Origin of the sequence: Litoribrevibacter euphylliae (assembly GCF_042646085.1) — a bacterium.
GTDB classification, from domain to species: Bacteria; Pseudomonadota; Gammaproteobacteria; order Pseudomonadales; family Litoribrevibacteraceae; genus Litoribrevibacter; species Litoribrevibacter euphylliae.
Genome location: NZ_JBHRSZ010000002.1, coordinates 782,119 through 802,613, shown reverse-complemented (window position 1 = coordinate 802,613; position 20,495 = coordinate 782,119). Strand labels below are relative to the sequence as shown.

At 44.1% G+C, this 20,495-nt stretch carries 18 protein-coding genes and 1 tRNA gene; 8 read left to right on the top strand and 11 right to left on the bottom strand.

Going from position 1 to position 20,495, the window contains the following annotated elements; all coding sequences use genetic code 11:
- The first annotated feature begins 58 nt into the window (after window positions 1-58).
- Window positions 59-135 (top strand) — tRNA-Arg (locus tag ACFOEK_RS05235).
- 115 nt (window positions 136-250) lie between these two features.
- Here ACFOEK_RS05235 and ACFOEK_RS05230 read toward each other — a convergent pair.
- Window positions 251-1,201 (bottom strand): tRNA-dihydrouridine synthase, encoded by a 951-nt coding sequence (locus tag ACFOEK_RS05230; protein WP_386717195.1) that lies wholly within the window; start codon window positions 1,199-1,201, stop codon window positions 251-253.
- A 327-nt stretch (window positions 1,202-1,528) separates the two neighbouring features.
- Here ACFOEK_RS05230 and ACFOEK_RS05225 point away from each other — a divergent pair, with 327 nt between their 5' ends.
- The 6 genes from ACFOEK_RS05225 to ACFOEK_RS05200 all read left to right on the top strand — a co-directional run bounded on the left by ACFOEK_RS05225 (window position 1,529) and on the right by ACFOEK_RS05200 (window position 7,615).
- Window positions 1,529-1,777 carry an OadG family protein gene (locus ACFOEK_RS05225; protein ID WP_386717192.1) on the top strand — a complete coding sequence of 83 codons (249 nt, stop codon included), beginning with the start codon at window positions 1,529-1,531 and terminating at the stop codon, window positions 1,775-1,777.
- 57 nt (window positions 1,778-1,834) lie between these two features.
- Window positions 1,835-3,613 (top strand): sodium-extruding oxaloacetate decarboxylase subunit alpha, encoded by a 1,779-nt coding sequence (gene oadA, locus ACFOEK_RS05220; protein ID WP_386717189.1) that lies wholly within the window; start codon window positions 1,835-1,837, stop codon window positions 3,611-3,613.
- Between the two features lie 14 nt (window positions 3,614-3,627).
- Window positions 3,628-4,929, top strand: coding sequence for a sodium ion-translocating decarboxylase subunit beta (locus ACFOEK_RS05215; protein WP_386717186.1), 1,302 nt, complete (start codon window positions 3,628-3,630; stop codon window positions 4,927-4,929).
- A gap of 122 nt (window positions 4,930-5,051) precedes the next feature.
- Complete coding sequence (locus ACFOEK_RS05210) at window positions 5,052-6,299, top strand: MotA/TolQ/ExbB proton channel family protein (protein WP_386717183.1); 1,248 nt, start codon at window positions 5,052-5,054, stop codon at window positions 6,297-6,299.
- Window positions 6,296-7,015 carry an OmpA family protein gene (locus ACFOEK_RS05205; RefSeq protein WP_386717181.1) on the top strand — a complete coding sequence of 240 codons (720 nt, stop codon included), beginning with the start codon at window positions 6,296-6,298 and terminating at the stop codon, window positions 7,013-7,015. The genes ACFOEK_RS05210 and ACFOEK_RS05205 overlap by 4 nt, the downstream gene beginning before the upstream one ends.
- 24 nt (window positions 7,016-7,039) lie before the next feature.
- Window positions 7,040-7,615 carry a hypothetical protein gene (locus ACFOEK_RS05200; protein WP_386717178.1) on the top strand — a complete coding sequence of 192 codons (576 nt, stop codon included), beginning with the start codon at window positions 7,040-7,042 and terminating at the stop codon, window positions 7,613-7,615.
- On the opposite strand, the gene ACFOEK_RS05195 is transcribed toward ACFOEK_RS05200, so the two are convergent.
- The 6 genes from ACFOEK_RS05195 to zigA all read right to left on the bottom strand — a co-directional run bounded on the left by ACFOEK_RS05195 (window position 7,581) and on the right by zigA (window position 13,843).
- Entirely contained in the window at window positions 7,581-8,366 is a 786-nt protein-coding gene (locus ACFOEK_RS05195) for a metal ABC transporter permease (RefSeq protein WP_386717175.1), read from the bottom strand. The genes ACFOEK_RS05200 and ACFOEK_RS05195 overlap by 35 nt on opposite strands.
- On the bottom strand, window positions 8,359-9,288 hold the full coding sequence (locus tag ACFOEK_RS05190) for a metal ABC transporter substrate-binding protein (RefSeq protein ID WP_386717172.1): 930 nt from the start codon (window positions 9,286-9,288) through the stop codon (window positions 8,359-8,361). Before ACFOEK_RS05190 ends, ACFOEK_RS05195 begins: the two co-directional genes overlap by 8 nt.
- Window positions 9,278-10,396, bottom strand: coding sequence for a hypothetical protein (locus tag ACFOEK_RS05185; protein ID WP_386717169.1), 1,119 nt, complete (start codon window positions 10,394-10,396; stop codon window positions 9,278-9,280). The genes ACFOEK_RS05190 and ACFOEK_RS05185 overlap by 11 nt, the downstream gene beginning before the upstream one ends.
- A 141-nt stretch (window positions 10,397-10,537) precedes the next feature.
- Entirely contained in the window at window positions 10,538-11,851 is a 1,314-nt protein-coding gene (locus ACFOEK_RS05180) for a hypothetical protein (protein ID WP_386717167.1), read from the bottom strand.
- A 133-nt stretch (window positions 11,852-11,984) separates the two neighbouring features.
- The gene (locus ACFOEK_RS05175; RefSeq protein WP_386717164.1) at window positions 11,985-12,629 is read right to left on the bottom strand and encodes a DUF1826 domain-containing protein; all 645 of its coding nucleotides are present in this window, start codon (window positions 12,627-12,629) and stop codon (window positions 11,985-11,987) included.
- Window positions 12,629-13,843 carry a zinc metallochaperone GTPase ZigA gene (gene zigA, locus ACFOEK_RS05170; protein WP_386717161.1) on the bottom strand — a complete coding sequence of 405 codons (1,215 nt, stop codon included), beginning with the start codon at window positions 13,841-13,843 and terminating at the stop codon, window positions 12,629-12,631. Before zigA ends, ACFOEK_RS05175 begins: the two co-directional genes overlap by 1 nt.
- 354 nt (window positions 13,844-14,197) lie before the next feature.
- Between zigA and ACFOEK_RS05165 the strand changes: the two genes are divergently transcribed.
- The gene (locus ACFOEK_RS05165) at window positions 14,198-14,608 is read left to right on the top strand and encodes a response regulator transcription factor (RefSeq protein ID WP_386717158.1); all 411 of its coding nucleotides are present in this window, start codon (window positions 14,198-14,200) and stop codon (window positions 14,606-14,608) included.
- 83 nt (window positions 14,609-14,691) lie between these two features.
- Here the strand turns inward: ACFOEK_RS05165 and ACFOEK_RS05160 are convergent, their stop codons facing one another.
- The 4 genes from ACFOEK_RS05160 to ACFOEK_RS05145 form a co-directional block, all read right to left on the bottom strand.
- Window positions 14,692-15,444 (bottom strand): chalcone isomerase family protein, encoded by a 753-nt coding sequence (locus tag ACFOEK_RS05160; RefSeq protein ID WP_386717155.1) that lies wholly within the window; start codon window positions 15,442-15,444, stop codon window positions 14,692-14,694.
- Window positions 15,445-15,952: 508 nt separating this feature from the next.
- Window positions 15,953-16,498, bottom strand: coding sequence for a hypothetical protein (locus ACFOEK_RS05155; protein WP_386717152.1), 546 nt, complete (start codon window positions 16,496-16,498; stop codon window positions 15,953-15,955).
- A 387-nt stretch (window positions 16,499-16,885) separates the two neighbouring features.
- Window positions 16,886-20,011: a pilus assembly protein gene (locus tag ACFOEK_RS05150; RefSeq protein ID WP_386717149.1), complete on the bottom strand. Its 3,126-nt coding sequence runs from the start codon at window positions 20,009-20,011 to the stop codon at window positions 16,886-16,888.
- A 12-nt stretch (window positions 20,012-20,023) separates the two neighbouring features.
- Window positions 20,024-20,461, bottom strand: a complete 438-nt coding sequence (locus ACFOEK_RS05145) for a hypothetical protein (protein ID WP_386717146.1) — start codon at window positions 20,459-20,461, stop codon at window positions 20,024-20,026.
- Between the last annotated feature and the right edge of the window lie 34 nt (window positions 20,462-20,495).

Sequence of the window (20,495 nt, the reverse complement as noted above, 5' to 3'; positions counted from 1 at the left end):
TAATGAAACTTAAGTTGGATCTTCTTATTACCCTTTATCAGTTTGCTCTGATATCTATGCACCCGTAGCTCAATTGGATAGAGTACTCGGCTACGAACCGAGCGGTTAGAGGTTCGACTCCTCTCGGGTGCGCCACTTCTTATTATGTTTCCTTGATTTCCTGCTTTTTTTAATTTCTTAAGCTTGTTCTGGCCGTGCAGTTTCGTCGAGAATCGATGTTAGATGGATTATCTTTTAGCGTCTCCCGACCTTATCGATCAATCACCCCAAAAACTTCTTGGCGTGTCTTAAAGCGTTTTACTTGGTCAAATATTGCCTTTGCTTCAGGATATTGCCATCCGAGCATGTGTAACCATTGCTTAAGTCTGCCTGTAATTTGCACGTCGTGTCGTGGTGTCCCGTTAGGTTCACAGGCATCGTAAAATTCTGTTAGTAATGGTTTGATTTCTTGCCATGGGGCTTTATCGGTTGAGATGCCTCTCTGATAGTCACGTATTTGGCGACTCAGGAAGGGTGAGGCGATGGCTCCACGTCCGATCATTACGTCTTGGCAGCCGCTGACGTTTATACACTCTTTATAATCATCGAGTGTCCAAATATCCCCGTTTGCGACAACAGGAATAGAGAGCGAGTCGCTAATCTCTTTTAGTAGGTGCCAGTGTGCCGGTGGTTTGTAGCCCTGAACTTTGGTTCGTGCATGAACGACCAGTTCATTCGCACCCGCATCTTCGATTTGTTTGGCGAGATCTACAGAGCCTTTATGGCAATCCCACCCTAATCGCATTTTTGCAGTAACAGGAAAGTCTCTTGGTACTTCCTGACGAACCTTGCTTATGATTTCAACGATGCTGTTCGGCTCTTTTAATAAAACAGCACCACCTTTGTGCTTATTTACGGTTTTAGCTGGGCAGCCAAAATTAAGATCAATGCCTGGAGAGCCCAGTTTAATAGCTTTTAAGGCACTTCGAGCTAATGTTTCTGGGTTATTTCCTAATAGTTGTACTTTGACGTCTGTACCGGATCGGGTTTGGCTGTTGTGATGGAGCTCCGGGCAAAGACGGTAGAAAACTTTAGCGGGTAAATGCTGGTCTGTGATACGTATAAATTCAGAAACGCAAAAATCAAATTGACCAACGCGTGTTAATACTTCTCGCAGCGGTGGGTCAAGAACGCCCTCCATAGGGGCTAACAATATACGCATAATTTGTACCAGTATTATGAAAGTAACTGCTTTTTATAGGCTAAGCAGGCAAAAAACGCGGTATTTTATCCGAAATTGGCGATTTTTCATTCATTAATTACACTGGGAAGCTATGTAAACGGTTTGTCAATATTGCGTAAAAAAACTTTACTGGGTAAAGTAGAGCCGTTTTGCTGAAAGGGTTGTCTATTATTTGTACAATTAGTCAGGTAAGTAGTCACTCACTTGGTAAGATACTAGGAAGTATGATTTACACGATTGTACTGAGGGAGTCCCAAGTCTATCCGACGAACGGGACGAAACTACGGTTACCATAAAGGAGACCGCATGTCCGAATTAATGAGCGAAGGCGTTACATTGATGCTGTTAGGTATGGGATTCGTTTTCTCATTCCTGGTTGTTCTCATTTTTGCCACAACTGCGATGTCCAAAGTAGTTGTGAAATTCTTCCCTGAACCAGAACCTGCTGCACCAGCACCGGTAACACCTCCTGCGAATACAGGTGGCGGTGTTGATCCAAAATTGCTGGCAGTATTAAAAGCTGCTGTGCAGGAACATCGTTCACGCCAAAAGTAGTGAATGAGTGAATTAGCACGTTTAACAGAACGTTTTTTTAGGAAAGGCCATATACCCATGACCGATAACAAAAAACCTCTAGGAATTACTGACGTAGTATTGCGTGACGCGCACCAATCTTTATTTGCAACGCGTATGCGCATCGACGACATGCTGCCAATCGCTGAGAAGCTAGACCAAGTAGGCTACTGGTCTTTAGAATCTTGGGGCGGCGCAACTTTTGACTCATGCATCCGTTTCTTGGGAGAAGATCCTTGGGATCGTATCCGCGAATTTAAGAAAGCGATGCCAAATACAAAGCACCAAATGCTTTTGCGTGGCCAAAACTTGCTAGGTTACCGTCACTACGCAGACGATGTGGTTGAGAAGTTTGTTGAGCGTGCCGCTACAAACGGTGTTGATGTATTCCGCGTATTCGACGCAATGAACGATCCTCGTAACCTTGAGACGGCTATTAAAGCGGTTAAAGCGAATGGCAAACACGCTCAAGGTACATTGTCTTATACAACCAGTCCTGTTCATGGCATGGATTCTTGGTTGACTTTGGCAAAACAAGTTGAGGATTTGGGTGCTGACTCTATTGCCATTAAAGACATGGCTGGCATCATTAATCCATACGAAGTATTTGAATTGGTTTCTCGTCTGAAAGCAGAAACTGATTTGGAAGTTCAACTTCACTGTCACGCGACAGCGGGTATGTCAGATATGGCTATCCTGAAAGCGATTGAAGCTGGCGTTGACCGTGTTGATACGGCTATTTCTTCAATGTCTGGTACATACGGCCATTCTGCAACTGAAACAGTTGTAGCGGCTACTAAAGGTACTGACCGTGACACTGGTCTTGATTTATTGCTTCTTGAAGAGATCGCTGCTTACTTCCGTAATGTACGTAAGAAGTACGCTAAATTCGAAGGTGCACTTCGCGGTACAGATTCACGTATTCTTGTTGCTCAAGTACCTGGTGGTATGTTGACTAACATGGAAAACCAACTGCGCGAGCAGGGTGCTTCTGACAAGTTTGACGAAGTATTGAAAGAGATTCCTCGTGTACGTGAAGACCTAGGTCATATTCCTCTGGTAACTCCTACGTCTCAAATCGTTGGTACTCAAGCAGTACTTAACGTGTTGACGGGTGAGCGTTACAAGTCAATTTCAAAAGAAACTCAAGGCATCTTGAAAGGCGAATACGGTGCTGCACCGGCTCCTTACAATGCTGAACTTCAAGCAAAAGTGCTTGATGGTGCAGAAGCAATTACTTGTCGTCCTGCAGACCTTCTTGAGAACGAATTGGACAAAATCATTGCTGACGTTGATGCATTAGCTTCTGAGAAAGGCATTAAGCTGTCTAACGAGAAGATTGATGATGCACTGACTTATGCATTGTTCCCGCAGATTGCTCCTAAATTCCTTGAGAATCGTGGTAATCCAGATGCATTCGAACCTGCTCCAAAAGGTGCAGCTGAAGATACCTTCACTGTGACGGTAGATGGTAACGAGTACGTTGTTAAAGTAGATGACGGCGGTGACGTTACTGATCTAGCGCCTGTAAATGGTGCGCCTCTATCATTTGGTGGTTCTGCTCCTGCAGCAGGTGGTGCTCCAGCGGCAATGCCAGCCGGCGGTGGTGATCCTGTTCCTGCTCCTCTTGCTGGTAACATCTGGAAAGTTCTTGTTCAGCCTGGTCAACAGGTAGAAGAAGGTCAGACCTTGATGATTCTTGAAGCAATGAAGATGGAAACAGAAGTGAGTGCTTCTAAAGCTGGTGTAATCGGTACGATATCAGTGAAAGAAGGCGACGCTGTTAAAGTTGGCGATACTCTTCTAACTCTAGGTTGATAGGGGCTGACTTGATGGAAAACGTATTAAACCTTTGGTACTCCTCTGGGATGTACAACATCGGAGTAGGTCAGTTCTCTATGATCGTGGTCTGCTTGTTCTTGTTGTACCTTGCCATCGTAAAAGGCTTTGAGCCTCTACTACTAGTTCCAATCGGCATGGGCGGTATTCTTGCGAATATTCCTGAAGCTGGTTTGGCTTATCATGCTCTTGAGCAGGCATTACATGTTGGTTCGCAAGAGCTAACGAATCAGATTGCTCAAGTGTTAGGTGTTGCTGGTGACGTAGGTTATAAAGCAATTCTGGTTGCTTATGATGAAGCGCCTGCAGCGACTAAAACGGTTGCTATGAACATTGCTCAAGATGCTGGCTACGGTCACGGTATGCTGTATCAGTTCTACTCTGTAGCGATTGGTTCAACCATTGCTCCATTATTGATCTTCATGGGCGTTGGTGCGATGACTGACTTCGGTCCGTTATTGGCTAACCCTAAGACGCTTCTACTAGGTGCTGCAGCACAGTTTGGTATCTTCGCAACGGTATTCGGTGCAGTAGGTATGACTGAGCTAGGTATCATGGAGTTCTCTGTAGAGCAGGCAGCTGCAATCGGTATCATCGGTGGTGCTGATGGTCCTACTTCGATCTTCGTAGCTTCTAAGTTGGCACCTGAGTTCCTAGGTGCGATTGCGGTAGCAGCATACTCATACATGGCATTGGTTCCTATGATCCAGCCGCCAATCATGAGAGCACTGACTACTGAGAAAGAGCGTGCGATTCAAATGACTCAGGCGCGTCATGTAACCAAGACTGAAAAGATCGTATTCCCGATCATCGTTCTTGTACTTGTTGCACTATTGCTTCCTGATGCAGCACCGCTGCTTGGTATGTTCTGTTTCGGTAACTTGATGAAAGAGTGTGGCGTGGTTGATCGTTTGAGTGATACGGCTCAAAACGCATTGATTAACGTTGTAACTATTTTCCTTGGTCTTTCCGTAGGTTCTAAGCTGGTAGCTGATAAGTTCCTAGCGACTGAAACTCTGGGCATCATGGCGTTGGGTATCGTTGCATTTGGTATCGGTACTGCGGCAGGTGTTCTAATGGCGAAACTGATGAACAAGTTTGTTAAGACGCCAGTGAACCCATTGATTGGTTCTGCCGGTGTATCCGCTGTACCTATGGCAGCCCGTGTATCCAACAAGGTTGGTCTTGAAGCGAACAAGCAAAATTTCTTGCTTATGCACGCGATGGGACCAAACGTTGCTGGTGTAATCGGTTCTGCGGTAGCAGCCGGTGTGATGTTGAATTACTTGAGCTAATTGCTTAAGCGGTTTAACCGCGCATCAAAAAGCCACGGCTATCTTTTGATAGTTCGTGGCTTTTTTTTTGCTTATCGGTAAGATAAGACTTCAGTTTTGACAGCTTTATGACAGGGATCATTATGGAATTTATTACGGAGATGACCTTAACCAGTCAGTTGATCATTGGTGTGATTCTCCTGATGGCAGTGTATTTTCATGTACTTGCTTACAACATGAATACTGTCAATTCAGCTCCGGCATTGCTTACCAGTATTGGGATCTTTGGTACTTTTGTGGGTATTGCTCAAGGCTTACAAGAGTTCGATACCACTCACATTCAAGACAGTGTTCCTTCCTTATTAGAGGGGTTGAAAACGGCATTCTGGACATCGATTGCCGGATTGTTTTCTGCACTGAGTATTAAATTTCGTTATGTGGTTGTGACCCAGCCAAGACAAAAGACAGGGCGTACTAACACTGTAACTTTAGCTGATCTCCACCAGGAAATGGTTAATCTAACCGCTACCTTTAAAGACAAGTACGATAGTGGCAATGCTCAAATGAGCAATATGGAATCCAGCTTGGTTGAGTCCATTACCGGATTGAACGGTTCACTCGCTAATTATCAGACTCAAATGGCGGACGCGAACGCCGACGCTCTTGTTGAAGCCATTGGTACAGTCATGCGTGAGTTTAATGTTCGCATTAATGAGCAATATGGCGATAACTTTAAGAAACTGAATGAAGCTGTGGGTCAGATGTTGAGTTGGCAAAAAGCCTATCAGGATCAACTCAGTAGTTTGATTGAGCAGCAACAAACCACAGCCTCAACTATGACGGAAGCGACACAAGCTTACCAGACGGTGGTTGAGAAAACTCAGGTCTTTGGCAGAACGGCCGAGGCTTTGGGTGTCATGTTGGATTCATTAGAAGCGCAAAGTAAGCAGTTGGATAAATACCTTAAAGGTCTGGATTCTGCCATTGGGGAAGCGGTACATGGCCTTCCGACGCTTGAGCAACGCATGTTGTCACTGACTGAGAATCTGGTGAATGGTATTGAGAAAAGTCAGTCTGAGTATCAAGCCTTGGTTCAGAGCGCTGTTCAACAAATGAATAATCAACTGACTGAGGCTCAAACCTCATTCAGCGGTAAGTTGTTGGAAGAACAAGATGGCATTCATCAGTCGGTTCAGAAGATGATTGATCGCACCGATCGTCAGGTGCTCAAACTGGATCAGGCAATGGAAGAAGAGTTAACGCGCGCACTTGAGACTTTTGGTTGTCAGCTTACGGCTTTGTCAGAAAAGTTTGTTCGGGATTACACGCCGCTGACTGAAAAACTTAAAGACGTCATTCGTATCGCAGATCAGCAACGGAAAGCATCATGAGTGCTTTTGATCAAGATTACAGTGGTGTCGGAGATTCTCAAGAAGAACATTGGGTATCCGTCAGTGATTTGATGGCGGGCCTAATGATGTGTTTTCTGATGATTTCTGTGGTCTTCATGATCAAGATGCAGATTGAAAAGGAAAAAATTCAAGAAGTTGCGTTGCTCTATGAAAAACTAAGAACCTCCTTGTATGAACAGCTTTACGAAGAGTTTAAAGATGACCTACCACGTTGGGGGGCTGAGCTGGATGAGGATGATTTAACTTTTCGTTTTATTGATGACCGACTCTTGTTTGATCATGGTAAATCGGACCTTAAACCTGAATTTAAAGCAATTCTTCGTGATTTCTTTCCTCGCTATACCCGAATCATCACCAACAATGGCTATCAAGAAGCCATTACCGAAGTTCGTATTGAAGGTCATACTTCGGTCGGTTGGGGCAAGGCTGCGGATGCAGATACCGCGTATATTTTAAATATGCGTTTATCTCAGGCGAGAACGAGAACAACCTTGGCTTATTTGTTGTTGCTGCCCGAAGTATATAAGCAAAAAGAATGGTTACGAGAACGCCTGACAGCAAATGGGTTATCGTCTTCTCATCCCGTCGTTGATGAACACGGACAGTTGGATCAAGAACGCTCACGTCGTGTAGAGTTTCGTCTCAAAACCGATGCTGAATCCAGAATTGCTGATATTCTTGATCGTATGCGATAAGCGTCAGGAACGAAGGATACTCTCTTGAAATTACCTGATTTTGAACAGTTTGAGCCTATGAATGCGCTTCGTAAACAGATGGGCGCAGATGAATTAGGTAGCTTTGAGCCATTTGATCCCAAACTGCAACTGACGTCTTTAGAAGTCGACAGTTTATCTAAGTCTTATCTCGATATTCCGTTTGATCGCCTTCGATTTTTGCCAGACGATACGTTGGCATATAAAAATGCGCGTGTCTTTGTATTTGAGAGAAAAGCGGCGGAACAGCAAGACATGGGGCTTGCTGTTTACAGTTACCACTTTGCGCATTGTAAGCACTTAAAAGGTGGCGGAAAGCTCAAACCTCCTAAAGGTTCTAAAGTCTTTATTGCAACAGAGTACACGCATGAACTTGCGTCTGTGTTGGCAAATATTTCTCAAGAACCATCATTTGAACTACGTCCCTGTTGGGAATGTCTTCATGCCCTGCGGGTGGACGGTTTTGATGGCGATAAGCACCGAAAACGTCTACACAGTGAACAGGTGTGGCGGTCTTTTAAGATGTCGGATTTCACACAAAAATTCACTATGTATCCTCTGCCAGAAGAACTTTGGGGTTAGTTCTTAATGGCATCAACATAAAAACCAATGCCCCCATCACTACCATGCACCAGCTGATAAGCGCGCCGGATGGCAGATCGAGCAAAGCCGAAAGCAGTAACCCGACAAGGTAGCTGGAGATGCCTACCAGACTTGCTACCAGCCAGCGATGTTGAAATTTTTGGCTGGCAAGCGCTGGAATGATCAAGCTGGCAAACACCAGATAGACTCCAATAAACTGGGTGGACATTGTGATCGTTAACGCAAAGGTGATATAGAACGCCAGTTCTTTGTTGAACTGTTGAATCAGCCTCCAGGTGATAATTAATACTAACGTGTAGCCGCACAGAGTTAAGACATCCTCATAGCTAACCCACAGAATTTGCCCAAGCATCAACTGTTGGAATGTCTCGTGAGCACTTGAGTCTTGAGTTAAGACAAGTAAAACACCTGTGCTCGATAGGAGAAAAATGGTTCCTATGACGGCTTCCTGAAACTTTATGCTGTGTTTTCTTAACGCGTAGAGCAAACAAGCTCCGCTCAGTGCGGTGAGTAAAGCAATAGCATGAACTGTCCATGTCGCATCCGAAAAGTCCAACACTAAAGAGGACAGCACCACACCAAAGGCCGCAAGCTGAGCAATGGCCAGATCAAAGAAAATGATCCCCTTCGACAGCACTTTGCTGCCTAGGGGAATGTGCGTAACTAGAATGACTAGGCCAGCCAAGAAGGCTGGCAGCAATATTTCAAGATGAAGCATCACATCAGTCATGTTGGCCTGCACTATTAGCCACAAGACGATCCGTTATGGCATCAAAGAGGTTCTCTAATGTCTGAATAGAGTCGTCGGCACCGACAGTGAATGGCAGCGTAATTACTGGGAGTCCCGTTCGTTCCGAAAGCCATTGGGCCGCTTTAGGGTTTTGATAGTTGGAGATCAAGATACCCTTTGCCTGTTTGTTCTCCACCTTTTCGAGCAGTGATAATAAGTGACTGCTGCTTGGAGGGATACCGGGTTTAGGCTCGAGATCTGCCAACTCTTTTAGTGATAGCCAGTTGAACAGATAGCTCCAATTTCTGTGATGGACGATGAAGTATTCACCGGAAAGCGATTGCAGTTTGTTTTCCCACTCTTTAATACGCTGTGACCAAGTGCGCTTAAATTTATGCAATGCAGTCTGATAGTCGTCTTTATTAGTCGGGTCGAGCTGTATCAAACGCTTGCTCAGAGCCTCAGCGATCGTCAGCAATCTATGAGGATCAAGATGGACATGCGGATTACCGGAGGCATGCACATCTCCGTCACTTCTGTCGTGTCGATGAGGGATTTCCAATCGCTCGACAAAATCGGCAGCCATAAAACTGCCAGGCTGAGAGAGTTGGACGTTAGCGTTGCCGGACTTTCTTAACAGCAAGGGCAGCCAGCCAATTTCCAATTCTGCTCCTGTACATACTAATAGATCGGCTTTACACACTTTCACAATCAAAGAAGGGCGGGCTTCGATGTAATGGGGGTCTTGGAATGCTGTGGTTGCTGAGACTGCTGTTACATGTTCGCCTCCTAAGTTCTCAACCAAGGCTTGCCACTCAGGTTCGCAGGTAAAAACCTGCAGTTTCCCGTGCGCGTTAATGCTAAAAATAGAAAGCAGTATGATAAATACCGCAGAGTACAAGGAATGCCTATTAGAATTCATGTGCACCGTGCGCTCCTAAAATCAATTGGTATTGCAAGCTTACGGCGTCGCCTTCTTCCTCAAAATCATCGCTGTTTTGATGGGTGTACATAAGGCGGATCAATGAGAAATGTGAGCGAGACCAGGTCAACGCCAAGTTAGCTTCGTCCAGTTGTTGTCGATGAAAGTGGTCACCATGAGGTTCACTGAGGTCGACTTGTCCGATGCGCGCGGATACCGTCCATTCTGGTTGGAAACGATAACTGGAGCTGACGTACCAGCCTTGCTGAAAATCATCGCTGCTTGCGTATTGGTTGGGTTGTTTTGCAAGTAAGTACTCACCTGACAGTGTCAGTTGCTCTTCTTTGGAATTTCCATTAGGTGCCCATTTCCATACGGCATCCAGAATATAAAGATGCTTGCCTTGATACTCCACATCATGGCTGTGGCCCTCATGTCCGCCATGATCGTGGTCTTCGTGCTCACCGTCCGTTTCAAGGTCAGTTAAGCGGTTATGCAAATAGGATGCACCGACTTGCCAGCTGTTTTCAATATTCAGGTCGCCGCCGATTTTAGTCGATAGCGTGTACACACCTACCGATTTGTCGTGCGATTGGCCGGCCAATTGTTTTCCGTCAAAGGCTTCAGCAGATACTTTCCAATAGAAATCGGTAGGCATTAAAACGTTAAATTGAACACCGTCATCAAAGTAGTGGCTACCTAAAAGTGCTCGATAGACGGCCGGTCGTTCAGAGAAGTTATCTTCGTGAGTATGCCTGCCATTCAGGTAACCGATAGTAGAAAGAAAGCGACCGGCTTTGATTTGTGCTCCGTAAGGCAGTGCGGTTGTTTCAAGAAATGCTTCTTCCATGGTTAGCTCGGTTTCGCCTTCATGATCTTCAAGTACCGCGGTTAGGCGGCCATGAAACAGGTCGTCTACAGGCGCTTCAACGGTGAGTTCGGTATGCCCAAGCGAAAACCCTTTTTCAGCATTTTGCAGGGCGGTGTCGTTGGTTTTATAGACGCCATCCAGTACTAGACTGATGTCAGGGTTGAATTCATTGGCGGACGCACTGGTGCTGGTGATGATCAACGCGCAGGCGCCGATCATACGAAAGTTGTGTTTCATGTGATTAATCTTCCTTAAAATCTACTTCAATAAGGTGTTGGAATATGTTGCGTACAGCGTGGTTTATAGCGTTTTGAGAGTCCGCTGAGCTACAGCGGACTTATGCTGAGTTGTCTGGCTTGTGGATAGGGTGCAATACCGTTAGTGATCATGTTCTTCCACTAAGCCTAACCAAGCGATGCTGGTGGCGGTGAAGTCGAGTTCAATCGTTTCAACCAATTCGGCATGTTCAGCATCAAGAATGTATATTTCTTGAGCATTGGGGTTTAACACGTAAAGAGTATCCGTGGCTTTTGAGGTAATGACCAATGGGGCTTCGCCGGAGTCCAATGAGAGTTGTGCTACTTCAATGGCTTGAATACTATCGGCCAAAGACCAGTCCGTTGTATTAAAGAAGTGCATGACGCCATCTTGTGCTAATACGTAAAAGGTGTCCCCCGATGGTGTGAAACCTTGAGTAATTGCTTCATCATCGTTTGGTAAATCAAATGCCGTAATGACTTCTGCAGCGGTTGGAGTAATGAAATACAAGTGGCGGGTGTTTGAACCATGAGCCCCCACAGTACCAATCAACTCTGTTACCTCATGATGTCCATATACCGAACCAATTCGTGCACCGTCGGTAAAGCTGGCAGGGTTGTCAGAATGAACTGCCGGATAGTTTGCGTCCTGGATATCAATGCTCAATACACCATCACCGCACCCAAAAACAAGGTAATCTTCGTTGGTGCCTGCGCCGTGTAATGCAGGGCATTGCTCTGTATATCGCGTGTCCAGAGTAAAGTCGTTACCGTCAAAAGAGTATCGTTCTACCTGCTCAGGCAGAGTTGTATCTGTAACGGAAAGATCACGATAGGTGACAAAGACTTTGTCGTTGATTAACTTTGCGACCCCGTGCATGCGGTTGGTTAATTCAAGTGTTTGAATCGCACTGTTTGCAGTGAGTATTTCATCTGAAAGTAATGCGATTGAGGAAACATTGCCATCACTTGCATCGTTAAAGATGACGCCATGTTCTTCATGCACGGAATAGTGCGTGGGGGCGATACCATTTAAGGTGATCCCTGTATCAGAGGGCGTTTCGTCGTATTCATGTAGGTGGTCGCCGTGATCTTCGATGTAGAGACCACTATCAAAGATGGAAACCAGGTTATCACTGCGCTGAATGGCAATGGCATATCGACCTTCAGGACTGGTGTACAGGCGAGGTGCGGCACCATTAAGGGCAAAGCTGGTTAGGATTTGCTGATCATCAATATTCAGAACATCGATGCTGGTTGTGTCAGCGTTATAAAGCGCTAAGCGACCAGAGCTTTCAATTTCTGTATGAGAGTGATCATGGTCGAGATCGTTTGATGAGTCGCTGCCTTTACTGCACCCAGTGATCAGTCCAACCAATAAGATGCTGGAAGCTAACGTTGAGTGATGTTTTAAACGATTAAGTGAGCGAAGCATTAGATACATTTCTCCCGGTATAAGTGCTTTTTGTTAAAGTGCTTTTGTTGAAGTGCTTGTTGTTTAATTGATTGTTATAAGTTTTTTGTAAGCATTCTTTGTCCAAGTTAAGGTGGTCCAAGTTAAGGGCGTCTTAGTTAAGGATGTCTAAGGTCAGCAAAAGCCTTGGATTCTCTTGGGCGGCCTGAGGTGAACGATGAATTACACCGGTTGTATCTGACTCATCCCAGCGTGTGCCTTTCAATAGCCCAACTTCTTGTTCATCCAATGAATGAATCAGTTCAGATGGTGGCTCCGTGGGGGTAGATCCCAGTTTAAGTTGTGATCTGTATCCAATGTTGTCGTCCAGCCACTCAGTCCCTACACCGGCGTAGGTGGTTACAAGTCGACATTGGACTTTATCCACATGCAAGCGAGGGCACATGCTCTTGGTGAGTGGTGTCAACCGCAGCCCAACCGAGGTAAGGTCAAAGAGATAAGCAAACATCTCAATTACTTCAGTAAGGTCCTCAATGAAGGCCTGCTTAGATATGTGATCAGGTAGCTTATCGTTGAGCCATGCCCTCGCGTGTTGATTTGATAGTGCACCTTGCAATTGGGTCGATGAGTGGTGCGACAGATAAAATTGCGCGTATGATTTTGCTGCCGTATTACAAGGCTTTTTCCAAGCCGCTAGGTTGATGTGCTCGTCATAGATATGAGTGAGTACTTCAATATTTTCGGAGCGGATATAGGAGTGTCCCCGTTCATGATTACGTAAGACGTTATGTGCCAGCATTACATTGGCTCCCATGCTGGAAAGGGATCATTAAGGGATAACCAGTAGGTTTTTCCTTCCAAGACCTCTTCCATCGTTAATAGACAGTCATCCAGTGCTTGTGTCAGAGTTTGCTGGTTCAGGTTTTGACCAATAAACACCAGCTCTTGACGCATGTCGCCAAACGGTTCTTGCCATTTTTCATGAATCGATTTCAGATAGTCTGTGTCCGTTGGCCAGTTTTTTTGTGGAACCGCTTTCCAAAATAGCCCAGCAAAATCAACACGGGCCATGCCGCCGGCCTGGCTAAAGGAGCATGCGTACTGAGGGCGAGTTGCTAACCAGAAAAAGCCTTTTGAACGAATGAGTTTTCCTTGGTTTGGCGTTGCTTCCAGAAAGCGATAAAACTTCTCCGGATGGAATGGACGGCGAGCTTCGTAGGTAAAACTGCTGATGCCGTATTCTTCCGTTTCAGGAATGTGTTCTCCACGCATTTCTTTCAGCCAGCCAGGGGCCTGCTCTGCCTTTTCAAAATCAAACAGTTGAGTGTTGATGATCTTGTTCAGAGGAACTTGTCCTTGTTCGATAGGGATGATGTCAACATCAGGGTTGAGCGATCGAATAATTCCAGTGACTTGCTGTTGTTTCTCTGAATCGACCAGATCGGTTTTGCTTAACAAAATCACATTTGAGAATTCAATCTGATCGACCAGCAGCTCAGAAACACTTCGTTCGTCTTCTTCGCCCAGGCTTTCCCCTGTGCTACTTAAGGGTTTAGCCTCTTGAAAATCATTCAGGAAGTTGAAGGCATCGACGACAGTAACCATAGTATCTAAGCGAGCGATATGACTCAGGCTGACGCCATTTTCATCTTCAAATGTGAAGGTCTCGGCTACAGGAAGGGGCTCTGATATACCTGTGGATTCAATAACTAAATAATCGAACTTTTGTTCTTTTGCGAGGGCGGTGACTTCTTCTAAAAGGTCTTCTCTGAGCGTGCAACAGATACACCCATTACTCATCTCAACGAGTTTTTCTTCACTTCGGTTAAGTGCGATTTCCCCTTTGACCAAAGCAGCGTCGATGTTGATTTCGCTCATGTCATTAACAATCACCGCGACTCGTAAGTTGTCCCGGTTATTGAGTATGTAATTCAGAACAGTTGTTTTTCCTGCACCTAAGAAACCCGAAAGCACGGTGACCGGTAGCTTCGTCTCGGCAGCAACTTGATTCATGATTCTATCTCCTTTAATTTATTGTTATGTTATAATATAACAATTTATGCTGGCAAGAATTTAGTGGAGTTGTAATCAGGGAGATTACAGGCATCGAGGAATATTAAGATTGGCAGGCTTTGAGGTGCCTCTATTGCTGGACTCTAATTTTGGCTGCATTAAGTTTGGGATATTGCCGGTTACTGATCGCTGTTATTGGATTAATTGAGTTACATGATTTCTCAAATACTCGTAGGAAATATAGGTTTATAAAGGTGCATTCACACCGGTATGTTATGTTTATAGAAAGCTAGTATTTTAAGTTTCTAAAACCTTTGTCTCGATGAACTTGTTTTTCTGTAAATTGGTTGTCCTATGAAAAGAGTACTCATTGTCGATGATCAGACTTCAATTAAGCTTTTCGTAAAAAGTATTCTGGATGGGGTAGGTGCGTCTTTGGTGGTTGAATTTGCTGCCGATGGTTATGAAGCACAGGAATTGATTAAGAAGCAGCTTCCGGATTTGGTTATCACTGACATTTTCATGCCTCGTATGGATGGCATCGAATTAATTGAATACTTAAAGACGCTTGAACCTCGGCCTGTCATTATTGCTATGACGGACAGTGATATAAGCCACGATGGAACTTCCTTGTACTTGGAATGTGCCAAGTTAGTGGGTGCAGATTATTGTCTGAGAAAGAGTGATTTAGTTACGAATCTAGCGGGTGTGGTAAAGAGCTGTTTAACGGGAAAGCTGGGGACTCAAGAAGCTTGCTGCAAGTAGCCGTAGCGTACGATTAGTGAAATGAATAAGGCTCCGGATATGGAGCCTTTCTTATGAGCGGCGATTGAAGTTTAGTTCTGATATTAGTGGGTTTGTACATTAACCACTAGTTCTTGATTGGATAGCGAATTAAAGGCTTCTGGGTTTAGTTGATGATTCATATATTGTGTAAGCAGTACTTCTTGTTCTTCAGTCATATCAATGACTGGTGCTATCTCCCCTAACAATGCTTCTTTGAACTGACGGCTGGGAGGACGACTCCCTACCATCGCTCTTAATGTTGCATTAAAGATGTCTTTACCATTGATAATAGCTTTACGTTCACTGTTCAGCGCGACGGCCGTGGTGTCTCTCAACGAATCGTAAGAAATAGTAATGAGAGAGCCAATTCGATAATCCGCTTTTAAGGCCGAAAGAAGCGTATCTATGTCTTGCTGTAGTTTTGAAAATGCGTCGTTGGAGTGGCTGATAATTAAATCATTTTTAAGCATCCGCTGTAGTCGACGATGGCTCATGGATTCTTTCATGACAATCAGTTGAAGCTCTTTAGAGCCGTCATTGGACATGAGTACAGCGCTGTTGGGAACTTTATCTTGTGAGTAAAGGCTTGCAATGTATACAGGTTCAGAACCTTGATAACGCATCGCGCTACCGATATGACTGATGGAAATGTTGTTCTCGGTAAAGGCTTCAGCAACAGGAGGCCAATAGGCTTCTGCTTCACTGGCTTGCGCTTGACCGTATGCCAGGCAAATAACCGCTAGCGTACTGGAAAAAAGAGTTTTGAATTTTTGACCGTAAGATTGATGACTGCCAACGCTTTGTACCTTATTCATTCTGTTCCCCTTTTAAGGTTCCCTCTCTCTTGAATGGTTCCGCTGTGCCCAGAACTTCAATAAAGCACGTTAATGCTCTTCTTTAACCTGAAGAGTTGAAACGGAGGTCGTAAGAGGTTCATTGGTTTGAACTTCTTAAATTAATATATGTAACTCACTGGGATTTGTAGAGATATAAATGTGGGACACCAAAGGCGAAATATGAAACGTCAGTAGATACTCAAAATGTGAGATATTTCCTTCATAAATAAAGGAATTTTTTGTTTATTAATTGAGGTAAAGGTTGGGTGCATTAACGTCAAAGGTTGGGGTTTAAACTGAGTTGTGACCGATCCACGGAGAGAGTGTGCGACTCTTAACACTTTTTATAAAGACGGATTTTTAACAAATTTACAGGGTGTAAGTTAAGGCGTACATTCAAGAATAGTAATGGCGACTGTTACTTAATAATAAAAAGGCCTCTCATGTAGGAGAGGCCTTTTAATAGCTTTCAGTGACGCGATCGTGATTAGAAGAGTGAATCACCAAAGTCTTCGTCTTTGGTTTGTGATTTACTGCCTTCAGACATGTTTGGTTCAGTCGAGCCAAGTTGGGTTAATCGCTCTTTTCCTTTTTGGCGTAAAGTGTTGAGTAATTGGTTGTAATGCTCATACCAAGAACGCGCTCCTTTAATCATACGAGATTCATCTCTCATACTGTTCTGCATGATATGAACCAATCTTAGGAAGTCTCTCTGACTCTCAATTGCAGCATCTCTTGGAATACCAGAGGCACTGATGCGTTGAGCTTCTAGCAACTGTAATTGTGCAGATAACTTTTCAAGGTTAGCTTGCTGAACGGCTAAAGTGTTCTTTAACTCTTCAGTTTCTGTCGTGGTGGCAAACTCGACACTTGGAGAGTCAGCCAGTAAATAGCTTAAGGTGCCGACACCAAGTAATAAAATAAAGCTTAAACCTGATAGTACAGTGACCACCATTTTTAAACTGTTGTTTTTCTTTTGAAGCAACTGTATCTGTTGTTCTTCGGTGAGTTCTTCTTTTTCTTCTTCGGCCATTACATTCCCCATATTCCCTGTATAACGCGGCAGTCTCGATAATGAATAGATTATCGGCAGGGTAGATAAAAAATTAACTAATATTCTAAGTAAGATAGCTAAGATATCTCATATTTCAACCTAAAAAATTAATGTAGAGTGTTGAATTAATAGGTATTTGTGGTTTGTGGGGGGCGCTATGGCTGTGTTAGTAGGAATGGTGATAGGTTTAGTGTTAGTGCTAACAGGCGAAGGTGATAAAGAATTTCAACTGGGTTCCTCTTGTGTGTTTGTGATGACTAGAAGGGCATGAATTGCGGGGGAGTGGTTAGTGTTAACAATCTTTTTAGATAAAAAGTAACATGGCTTTGTAATTACAGAGCCATATTAATTAACCTAACCAGTTCATTAATTATCGATCTGTTTCGACCAGAAAGTTCTGGTTCGTGTATTTAGATCAGATTGTGATTCATTCACTTCAGTACCTGAGATGATTGCCTCCACAAGCTCTCCATCGACTTCAACAATAACGTGTACCGGGGGAGGAGGGTAACCGCCACCTGGGACTTCATAGCTTCGATCATCCAGTGTTAAGCCTGCAATTTGATCATTTTCTGTGACTGCCGTAGCATTAGTAACACTGATTTGATAAATCCGAGCAATACCTAGGTTTGAACCGCAGGAGGTGCTGCCAGTATCCGGTTGATTAGTATTAAAATAAGCAACACCTGCAAGCGATGTAACGTGGCTGACAGTCTTTTCACCTGTTCCTAATTCTATAAACCAACCAGTTGCTGAGTCGAGTAGGGCTATCTCAGCGGTTGGATCAGAGCCTTCTTGAATAAGATTGTCAGTAGCATCATACATACTAGGCATAGTTATTACATTTGACTGGCTGGACAAGAGGTTTATATATCTATCTTTAAACATATACATGTAGTTTTTTACGCCAGTATCGAAGGGATGTTCCCTATCTCCAGAACCTATGAGAACAGCATGATAATCACCAACAGAATCTTCTGCTGCGACAACATCAACTCGATATAAGAATTTTCGACCATCATTGCTTGAGTTTCCATCGAAGTTATTACTGACATCGGCAATATGGGTAACAGTCCAATTAGATGGTGTGGGATTAACCTCAGTGTCCACTCTCCAAATGTTAGCACCTGTATCAGCGGCATAGAAACGATCAGCGTAGCCGTTATTGTTGATATCTAAGACCGCTATATTGGCTGGAATGGAATAGTCCATGTCTGGCACTGTAACTGTATGACTTACGGAGGGGCCTATACTCGCGATTAAATTACCGTTAAATGCATCGACCACAAAAATTGCTCGTCCTGTTGTTGCAGTTCCTGCTGAGGTTGAGCCACTTAAAGTATCGGGACCTACGTCATCCGCTGATTCGTCGTAACCTCCACCAAATACCAAAACAGGGTTGCTGTTAGCTAAAATTTTGGTAACTTCGATCCCTGACCATGTATCTGCTAATTCACTAAAGGAGCCACTGCCTCCAGTAATTTTAAAGAGGAACTTGGGACTTGTAGGATTTGATACATCGAGTGCGTAGATAAAGTTTCCACCTCTACGCATGGTGAGATAAAGATAAGCCTTATCACCTGATTCAATAATTCCATCGCCATCAGTATCTTCATAGTAGGAGGAGATATCACCATCGATGAACCAAGGTTTGTTAGGGCTGCCAAATAGGCTGCTTTCAGCATTAGTTCTCAAGTCCTCAAGCTCAGAAAAATGCTCAGGAGGAATAAATCCCCAAACTTCTTCACCTACTCCTGAACCTGTTAATCCTCCTTTAACAGCTCTGAAAATACCATCATTGGAGCCATAGAAGACGTATATGTCTCCATTACCGTAATTAATAATGGTGGGTTGCGAATGAACCACGTCTCCATGAACAGAGGCTCGAACTGCAGCGGTACCTTCATCGTCGTTATTCTGTTCAAGAGTGGTTAATGTTGAGCTGTCCCCATCATCTGTATTATTGGCGCCATATATCCACTCAACAAGTGTTGTGCTGAGTCCTGACGTTGAGCTATTAAAGGTTTGAAGTGTTGAACTGCAGGAGACACATGTGTAGAGCGTTCTGCCGGTGTTTGACGTACTTGTATAGCCTTCTCGGATTTGTTGGGCTGCCCCTCCTTTTTCTACAACTTCTCCATCGGGAGAGTCACTGCCAGTGGAAAAGATACCAGTGCCACGAGGGGCATAGTCAAAAAAGGTTGAATCATGAGTCCAAAAACTTTGAACATTGGAGTTTACGAAACCTCGGCTTGCATCTCTCACTGCTATATCATTTTGGTCTACGAGTGCTAGAGAGCCGTTATTGTTTCCTATTTGATATAATTTTAGGTTGCCATACCACCTTGGCTGACGATCTTTATCTGGTTGAAAAACCCCCATATAAACTTGGTTTAAATTAGTGCCGCGGGTATTCACTGATACAGGAAGGGCACTGGCTGCGAATACTGAAGACTTATCAAGAATGTCATCTAGAATGCTTTGTAGAGCAACCACTACTTCATCAGAGTCTGAGGCGGTGAAGTATTTTCCTTTCCCCTGAGATGCGACGCTCTTTAATAGTGCCCGAGCACCTTCGAAATTATTACTGCCTGGCTTGTTATTTCCTTTTAGCGTGCTTTCATCGTAGATATCGACTACATAAGTAATAACGGGTTGATCTCCACCGACATCATCGTTCATATCGGCTGTGGACATATAACGTGCGTATTCATCTACCCAGTTAGCTTCAAATTTATCCGCTGTAAGTGATATTTGTGTCGCATCTGCTCCGTGAGCTTTCAGACGAGCCTCCGCTTTATTATTTTCACCACTATCAGGAGCTCCATTTGCAAGCAGGATTATATAGTTAGCACCGCACGCATTGGCCAAAGTAATGGGGCTTTCATAATCACCTGCTTGATCACTGCCTAAAGAAAATTTATCCCAAGGATCTGTCTTGGATGACTCTGGTGTCATACCACCAAAGTACAAACGCGCCTCGTTCATTGACATGGCGTAAGGAGCATTGTTGGCTTTCTCTAATGCCTCCTGGTCTGCTACAAAACCATCAATAAGATAACCAATTACTTCACCGCTACCATCCGTAACCTCAATTAGTGATAAGTCATCAGCATTGTTATATAAAAGGTGTGCGTATGTATCTTTTAGGGATGCATCCAGATTTTGAATCCGGTTGGCTAACTTACTGCCCTCTACATTTGCCCCTCCACCACCACCGCCAGAGCCGGTATCGGCAAAGATACCTAGGCCTAAATTCATTGTGTTGTTATCTGCAGACATGATGACTTTATACAGGGCTTCGTGAATGAGTACTTTTTTGGTAGTTCCTCCACTTTCTGCACTCCAGTTTGCAGAGTTATCTAGCAGAATAAGAATATTTGGGTTTTCTGAGCTTGCTAATGGATTTGGCTCAAAAATATCGGTATCTGCAGAGTAACAGCCCCAACTTAATGCCAATACACTAGTGAAAGAAATCAGACGTTTAAACATGGTTCTCTTCCTCTATGGGCAAAGTCCAGAAGGACTGTTAAATCGAACGCCTTGGGTCATTCTTGTAGAAGCACCTGTCACTGAAGACGCAACCTCAATGTCAAATTCAAAGTAATTGGTTTCAGGTACTGAGTCTGCTGTTAACGAATAACCGTCAATGATGTGAGAGTAAATACAGCGTATGTTTAAAACCGAAACGGTGTAGTTGGGCTTATCGATGGGGTCTAAAGATCCGTCTGTGATTTCATAGATGTTACCTAAATACTGTTCGTCAGCAGCAGTTTCAAATGTGGTTAACCCATTAAGTAGGCCTTCAATTACTTCATAGGCTACTTCTTCTGCTTCCATGATGTTGATTTGATTACGGATAATTTGTTGATTGACATTATTTACATTCATCATAGCGATAGAAGAAATGGATAAAACCAGCACCATGATTAGAGACAGCAAGAGTACTGCCCCTCTTTGAATTTGAATTATTTGA